We start from the raw sequence: 7,012 nt of genomic DNA, 5'->3' as shown, positions 1-7,012 counted from the left end.
GCTTGCTCGCCGCGCATCGAAGGCGGGAACCGCTGGCTCAGCCGATGTCCCCGCCCCCGCGGCCGCCAGCAATGGTCGCCGCGGAGATCCGTCAAGGCTCTAACAGGGCCGCCAGCCGGAGAGCGCGCGAACCAACGACCACGCGGGGCGGCCTGTCTCGTCGAAACGGTAACAATCCAACAGCTCCGGGCGAGGCCCGGACGCCCCGCGCCCTCCCCGAACCGCTTCGTCCGAAGCGGCGAAGACGCTCGCCTTGTCATCCCGGCCGAAGCGAAGCGAAGAGCCGGGACGTCACATGATCTCACGGTTTGTTACAGCCCCGGCCTCGCCTTCGCGGGCGCAGCACGTTAGTCAGGCCGAATACGACCTAAGGCTCAGGGGCTGATTGATGACTCAGTGGGTGTACGGTTTCGGCGGCGGCTCGGCCGACGGCGACGCCTCGATGAAGAACCTTCTCGGCGGCAAGGGCGCGAACCTGGCCGAGATGTCGTCCCTGGGCCTGCCGGTCCCCCCGGGCTTCACCATCACCACCGAGGCCTGCAACCACTACTACGCCCAAGGGCAGAGCTATCCCGCCGACCTCGAAGCCCAGGTGAAGGCCGGCCTGGCCAAGGTCGAGGGGATCGTGGGCAAGACCTTCGGCGACGCGGCCAATCCGCTGCTCGTCTCGGTCCGCTCGGGCGCGCGCGCCTCGATGCCGGGAATGATGGACACGGTCCTGAACCTGGGCCTCAACGACCACACCGTCGAAGGACTGGCGACGCTCAGCGGCGACCGCCGCTTCGCCTTCGACAGCTACCGCCGCTTCATCACCATGTACTCCAACGTCGTCCTGGGCCTGGGCCACGACGATTTCGAGGAGGTGCTGGACGATCACAAGGACCGCCTGGGCGCGACGGTCGACACCGACCTGACCGCCAAGGACTGGGAGAAGGTCGTCGCCGACTACAAGCGGGTGGTCGAGGACCGGCTGGGCCAGCCCTTCCCGCAGGACCCGCACGACCAGCTGTGGGGCGCGATCGGCGCCGTCTTCGCCAGCTGGATGAACGACCGGGCCAAATTCTATCGCCGCATGCACGACATCCCCGAGAGCTGGGGCACGGCGGTGAACATCCAGTCGATGGTCTTCGGCAATATGGGCGAGACCTCGGCCACCGGCGTGGCCTTCACCCGCAATCCCTCGACCGGCGAGGCCAAGCTCTACGGCGAGTTCCTGATCAACGCCCAGGGCGAGGACGTCGTCGCCGGCATCCGCACGCCCCAGTCCCTGACCAGGGCCGGCCGCGAGGAGATGGGCGAGACGACCCCTTCGATGGAAGAGGCCATGCCCGAGGTGTTCAGCCAGTTCGTCGACGTCGTCGGCCGGCTGGAAGCCCACTATCGCGACATGCAGGACATCGAGTTCACGGTCGAGCAGGGCCGGCTGTGGATGCTGCAGACCCGCAACGGCAAGCGCACCGCCAAGTCGGCGCTGAAGATCGCCGTCGATCTGGCCTCGGAAGGCGTCATTTCGCAGGACGAGGCGGTCAGCCGGGTCGAGCCCTCGGCCCTGGACCAGCTGCTGCATCCGACCCTGGACCCGAACGCGACCCGCGTCGTGGTCGCCGCCGGCCTGCCGGCCTCGCCGGGCGCGGCCACGGGCAAGGTGGTCTTCGACGCCGACGAGGCCGAACGTCTGGCCCAGCTGGGCGACGCCGTCATCCTGGTGCGGGAAGAGACCAGCCCGGAGGACATCCACGGCATGCACGCGGCCCGGGGCATCATCACCGCCCGCGGCGGCATGACCAGCCACGCCGCGGTGGTCGCGCGCGGCATGGGGCGCCCTTGCGTCTCCGGCGCCGGCGAGATCCATATCGACGAGAGGGCCCAGACCTTCACCGCCCGCGGCCGCACCTTCAGGGCGGGCGAGGTCGTCACCATCGACGGCGGCAAGGGCGAGGTGCTGGACGGCGCCGTGCCGATGATCGAGCCCGAGCTGACGGGCGATTTCCAGACCCTGATGGGCTGGGCCGACGCCTGCGGCGGCTGGCCGTCCGCGCCAACGCCGAGACGCCGCTGGACGCCCGCACCGCGCGCGGCTTCGGCGCCGAAGGCATCGGCCTGTGCCGCACCGAGCACATGTTCTTCGACGACACCCGCATCGCCGCCGTGCGCGAGATGATCCTGGCCGACGACGAGGCCGGCCGCCGCACGGCCCTGGCCAAGATCGCCCCGTTCCAGAAGGCGGATTTCGTCGAGCTGTTCCAGATCATGGCCGGGCTTCCCGTCACCGTGCGCCTGCTGGACCCGCCGCTGCACGAGTTCATCCCGCACACCGAGGCCGAGATGGACGCGCTCGCCGCCGCCTCGGGCATCGACGCCGCCAAGCTGAAGCGCCGGGCCAAGGAGCTGCACGAGACCAATCCGATGCTGGGCCACCGCGGCTGCCGGCTGGGCGTGGCCTATCCCGAGATCTACGAGATGCAGGTCCGGGCCATCCTCGAGGCCGCGCTGGAGGTGAAGGCCGCCTCGGGCGTCGCGCCGGTCCCGGAGATCATGCACCCCCTGGTCGCCCTGGGGCTGGAGATGAAGTATCTGCGCGAACTGACCGACCGCACCGCCCAGGCGGTGTTCGCCGACGCCGGCGACACGGTCGAATACCTGGTCGGCACCATGATCGAGCTGCCGCGCGCGCGCTCCGGGCCGGCGACCTGGCCGAGCACGCCCAGTTCTTCAGCTTCGGCACCAACGACCTGACCCAGACCACCTTCGGTATCAGCCGCGACGATTCCGGCCGCTTCCTGCAGGCCTATATGGACAAGGGCATCTTCGAGACCGATCCCTTCGTCCGCTTGGACCGGGACGGCGTTGGCGACCTGATCCGCATCGCCGCCGAGCGGGGCAAGGCGGTGCGTCCGGATGTCAAGCTGGGCATCTGCGGCGAGCACGGGGGCGATCCGTCCTCGATCGCCTTCTGCGAAGAGGCGGGGCTGAACTACGTCAGCTGCTCGCCCTATCGCGTGCCCATCGCCCGGCTGGCCGCCGCCCAGGCCGCCTTGCACGCCCGGGCCGGAACGGAACGCGAAAAGGACCGGTAGGGGCGGGCATTGAGCCGCCATGACGGGTTGGGATTCCAGATCGCCTCCGTCAAAATAAGAACACGATAAGGTCACGGTTGGCGTACCGGTGTATGTGCCGTCCGGCCCACAGTCTCAACGAAGTCGCTACGCGCCTCTGGAACGTCCTTTTGAAGTGACCATTTGTATTCCGCTGGGCGGGGTGGGCGACCACAGAAGTCGCCTCCTCCAGAGGATATATAAACTATGCGTAATGTTCTTCTCGCTACCGCTGCTCTTACTCTGATCTCGGCGCCCGCCATGGCGCAGAGCATTTCGAATCCTCAATACCAGGGTTCGGTGGGCTATACCGGCCTCGACATCGACGGCGCGAACGTGGGCGCGATCACGGCCCGCGGCGGCGCGAAGCTGAGCCGCTACTTCGGGGCCGAGGCCGAGCTGTCGGTCGGCGTCAAGGACGACGACCTGAACATCGCCGGCGTGCCGAGCCAGGTCGAGCACCGCTACGACGCCGCGGCCTACGGCGTGGCGACCCTGCCGGTGACCGAAAACTTCGAGCTGTTCGGCCGCCTCGGCTATGGCACGACTGAGCTGAAAACGTCGGTTCCGGGCGCGTCGTCGTCGCACAGCACCGAGAGCATCAACTACGGCGCCGGCGCCAACTACTTCTTCGACGGCCAGAACGGCGTGCGCGCCGACTGGACCCGCCGCGACTTCCGCGGGCAGAACGGCGCCGAGGCCGACACCTGGGGCCTGGGCTACGTGCGCCGCTTCTAAGCGCTCCGGTCCTGAAAAGGCGAAAGGCCCGCGGCTTGCGCCGCGGGCCCTTTCACATCATCGCGCCGGGATCAGGCCAGGCCGGGCTGAAGCGCCCAGCGCATCGACCCCTCGCCGAAGGGTCTGAAGAACAGGTCGCGGTAGCGTTCGAACACCTCGACGACCTTGGCCGCCAGATCCTGGGTGACGGCCTCGCCGCGCTGTCGCTTCATCGCGGCGACGCACTGCACCACGTCGCGCTGGTGGGCCGAGCCGCCCATGCGCTTGAGCACCGCCGCCACGTCCTGCGCCAGCGGGTCGATCGACTTGCCCCACGGATTGGTGTTCTGAGCCATGCGGGACGCCCCCTTGTTCTCGACACGGGCGAACGGTTCGCAAAAACCTGCCGCCGATGCAAGCGTGACCGCGAATTCGTGATCGAAGCGAGTAGGGAGCCCGGGACGGAAATGGGAGTTTCAACCCCATGACCCAGATATCGCCGTTCCACACCCTCGTTCTCGCCGCGCTGCTCATGGGCGTCGGCTGCGAGCGCCAGACCGTCAATCCGCCGACCGAACCCGCCGATCCGATCATCACGCCCGGCGACGCCGTTCCAGCGGCGGCGGCTCCGCCCGGCGTGGGCGGCCTGATGCAGGGGGCGGGGCCCGCCACCTTCGTCGGCCGCTGGGCGGTGCAGCCCGGATGGTGCGCGGCCGACGGCGAGCGGCGTCCGATCACCCTCTCGACGACCCGGTTCGAAGGTTACGAGAACAGCTGCGCCATCACGTCGCTGGACCAGGTCGCCGACGGCTACGAGGCGACGCTGGCTTGCCAGGCCGAAGGGACGGCGTCGCGCGAACGCATACGCCTGTCGGTCCAGGGCGACGCGCTGCGCCTGACCTGGCTGGACCGGGACGACGCCGTGGTGCGGCTGGTCCGCTGCCCGGCGGCGCCCACGACGAGTGCGCCGCCTCCGGAAAAGCGGCTTAGTTGAACAGGAAGTGCATCACGTCGCCGTCCTTGACGACGTAGGCCTTGCCTTCGGCGCGCAGCTTGCCGGCTTCCCGGGCCTTGGCTTCGCCGTTCAGGGCGACGAAATCCGGATAGGCGACCGTCTCGGCGCGGATGAAGCCCTTCTCGAAGTCGGTGTGGATCACGCCGGCGGCCTGGGGGGCGGTGGCGCCCACCGGGATCGTCCAGGCCCGCGCTTCCTTGGGGCCCACGGTGAAATAGGTCTGCAGGCCCAACAGCTTGTAGGCCTCGCGGATCAGGCGGTTCAGGCCCGGCTCCTCCAGACCCAGGGTTTCCAGGAACTCGGCCTGCTCGGCGTCGTCCAGCACGGCGATCTCGGACTCGATCTGGGCCGAGATGACGACCGAGTTGGCGTTGTCCTGGGCGGCGCGGGCCGCGACCTGGGCCGACAGGTCGTTGCCCTTGTCGGCCGAAGCTTCTTCCACGTTGGCCACGTACAGCGCTGGCAGCGATGTCAGCAGCTGCAGCATATGCCAGGCCTTCTCGTCCTCCTTGGACACCTCGGCCAGGCGCGCGGGCTTGCCGGCGCGCAGCTGCTCGAGGGCCAGGTTGATCAGGCGCAGCGTCTGCTGGCTTTCCTTGTCGCCGCCCTTGGCCTTCTTCTCGACGTTGACGACCCGCTTCTCCAGGCTTTCCAGGTCGGCCAGCATCAGTTCGGTCTCGATGATCTCCAGGTCCGAGATCGGGTCGATGCGGTTCTCGACGTGGGTGATGTCATCGTCGACGAAGCAGCGGGCCACGAAGGCCACGGCGTCGCAGTCGCGGATGTTGGCCAGGAACTGGTTGCCCAGGCCCTCGCCCTTCGACGCCCCGCGCACTAGGCCGGCCACGTCCACGAACGTGATGCGCGCCGGGATGATCTCCTTGGAGCCGGCGATGCCCGCCAGCACTTTCAGGCGGGGCTCGGGCACGGCCACGTCGCCGGTGTTCGGCTCGATGGTGCAGAAGGGATAGTTGGCGGCCTGGGCCGCGGCGGTGCGCGTCAGGGCGTTGAACAGGGTGGACTTGCCGACGTTGGGCAGGCCGACGATCGCGACTTTCAGGGCCATGGGGGCAGGGGATTCCTCGGTGAGCGCGAGCCTTTAGCGGGTCGCGGCCCGTTTGTCAGGCTCGCGAGTCGAGGAAGGGTCAGTGGGCCGGCGGCTCGCCGACCGTCAGAGGCGGCTGCCCGACCGCGGCATGCACGCCGATCGCCGCCGCCTTCTCGAAGGTGAGGGTCAGGGCCACGGTCTCGCCGGCCGTCATCGGTTCGGCGACAGCCAGCAGCATGATGTGGTCGCCGCCGGGCTTCAGCTCGACGGCCTGGCCGGCGGGCAGGGGCATGCCGTCGCGCAGTTCGCGCATCATCATCATGCCGCCCTCCATCTTGCTTTCGTGGACCTCGGCGCGGCCGGCGCGGGGGCTGGCGACGGACACCAGCCGATCGTCGGCGCTCGCGGTGAGCGTCAGGTAGCAGGCGGTCATCTGGCGGCCGTTGGGGGTGGGGCGGCAGATGGCGTCCGTGACCGTCACTGTCGAGGCGGCGGCGGAAGGGGCTCTGGCGTCCCCCTGGCCGCAGGCGGCGACGGCGACGGGAGACAGCAGGGCGGCGAGCAGCAGAATACGCTTCATGGCGTGTCCTTTCAGGAGGCGACGGGCCGGAGCCGGATCAGGGTCCGCGCCGCCCGATCGAGCAGCAGGACCCCGAGCAGGCTCAGTCCCGTCAGGGGATAGAGGATGCAGAATGGAATGACGATGCCCAGCACCGCGGCGCGAACGCGCGGGCCGGGCGGGGCTGATGGCGCGCCCAGCCGACGCGAGGGACGGCGGCTCCACCACATGATCAGGCCGCTGATCGCCAGGACCCAGATCGCGATGCAGCCCAGCAGCATGACGATGCGGTTCAACTGTCCATACTGCGTGCCCTGGTGGGTCGCGATCCCCCATTCGAAGGCCTTGGCGCCCCAGCCGAACTGGGCGTAGCGGGCTTCGCCCAGAAGCGATCCGGAAGCCGCGTCGATATAGAGCAGGCGCGTGTCTTCGACCCGGGCGGCCTGATGCGCGGCCGTCCAGGCCAGGCCGGGGCTCTTCGGGACGGAGATCAAATAGGGGCGGGCCAGGCCCTCCGCCCGGGCTGTCGCGACCACGTGGGCCAGGCTGGGCGCCGCGGGACCGGACGCGCTCTCCAA

The 7,012-nt window shown here is 69.1% G+C and carries 6 protein-coding genes and 1 pseudogene; 3 read left to right on the top strand and 4 right to left on the bottom strand.

Translation table 11 applies throughout. The features are described from left to right. The first annotated feature begins 388 nt into the window (after window positions 1-388). A pseudogene (ppdK, locus tag AC2W7C_RS11570) lies at window positions 389-3,077 on the top strand (pyruvate, phosphate dikinase). A 279-nt stretch (window positions 3,078-3,356) separates the two neighbouring features. Continuing rightward, entirely contained in the window at window positions 3,357-3,833 is a 477-nt protein-coding gene (locus AC2W7C_RS11565; RefSeq protein WP_486001569.1) for a porin family protein, read from the top strand. Window positions 3,834-3,904: 71 nt separating this feature from the next. On the opposite strand, the gene AC2W7C_RS11560 is transcribed toward AC2W7C_RS11565, so the two are convergent. After that, complete coding sequence (locus AC2W7C_RS11560) at window positions 3,905-4,168, bottom strand: hypothetical protein (RefSeq protein WP_486001568.1); 264 nt, start codon at window positions 4,166-4,168, stop codon at window positions 3,905-3,907. Window positions 4,169-4,296: 128 nt separating this feature from the next. On the opposite strand from AC2W7C_RS11560, the gene AC2W7C_RS11555 reads away from it, so the two are divergent. Continuing rightward, the gene (locus tag AC2W7C_RS11555; RefSeq protein ID WP_486001567.1) at window positions 4,297-4,806 is read left to right on the top strand and encodes a hypothetical protein; all 510 of its coding nucleotides are present in this window, start codon (window positions 4,297-4,299) and stop codon (window positions 4,804-4,806) included. Here the strand turns inward: AC2W7C_RS11555 and ychF are convergent. The 3 genes from ychF to AC2W7C_RS11540 all read right to left on the bottom strand — a co-directional run. Then, complete coding sequence (ychF, locus tag AC2W7C_RS11550) at window positions 4,799-5,893, bottom strand: redox-regulated ATPase YchF (protein WP_486001566.1); 1,095 nt, start codon at window positions 5,891-5,893, stop codon at window positions 4,799-4,801. The genes AC2W7C_RS11555 and ychF overlap by 8 nt on opposite strands. A 79-nt stretch (window positions 5,894-5,972) precedes the next feature. Continuing rightward, window positions 5,973-6,455 carry a copper chaperone PCu(A)C gene (locus AC2W7C_RS11545; RefSeq protein WP_486001565.1) on the bottom strand — a complete coding sequence of 161 codons (483 nt, stop codon included), beginning with the start codon at window positions 6,453-6,455 and terminating at the stop codon, window positions 5,973-5,975. 11 nt (window positions 6,456-6,466) lie between these two features. Beyond that, the coding region (locus AC2W7C_RS11540) for a PepSY domain-containing protein (RefSeq protein ID WP_486001564.1) at window positions 6,467-7,012 on the bottom strand (546 nt) is incomplete at its 5' end.

It is taken from the genome of Brevundimonas sp. CURTG3B2_SDJG (genome assembly GCF_057364705.1).
The sequence above is the reverse complement of the archived record's forward strand: the minus strand, read 5'-3'. Positions and strand labels throughout refer to the sequence as shown.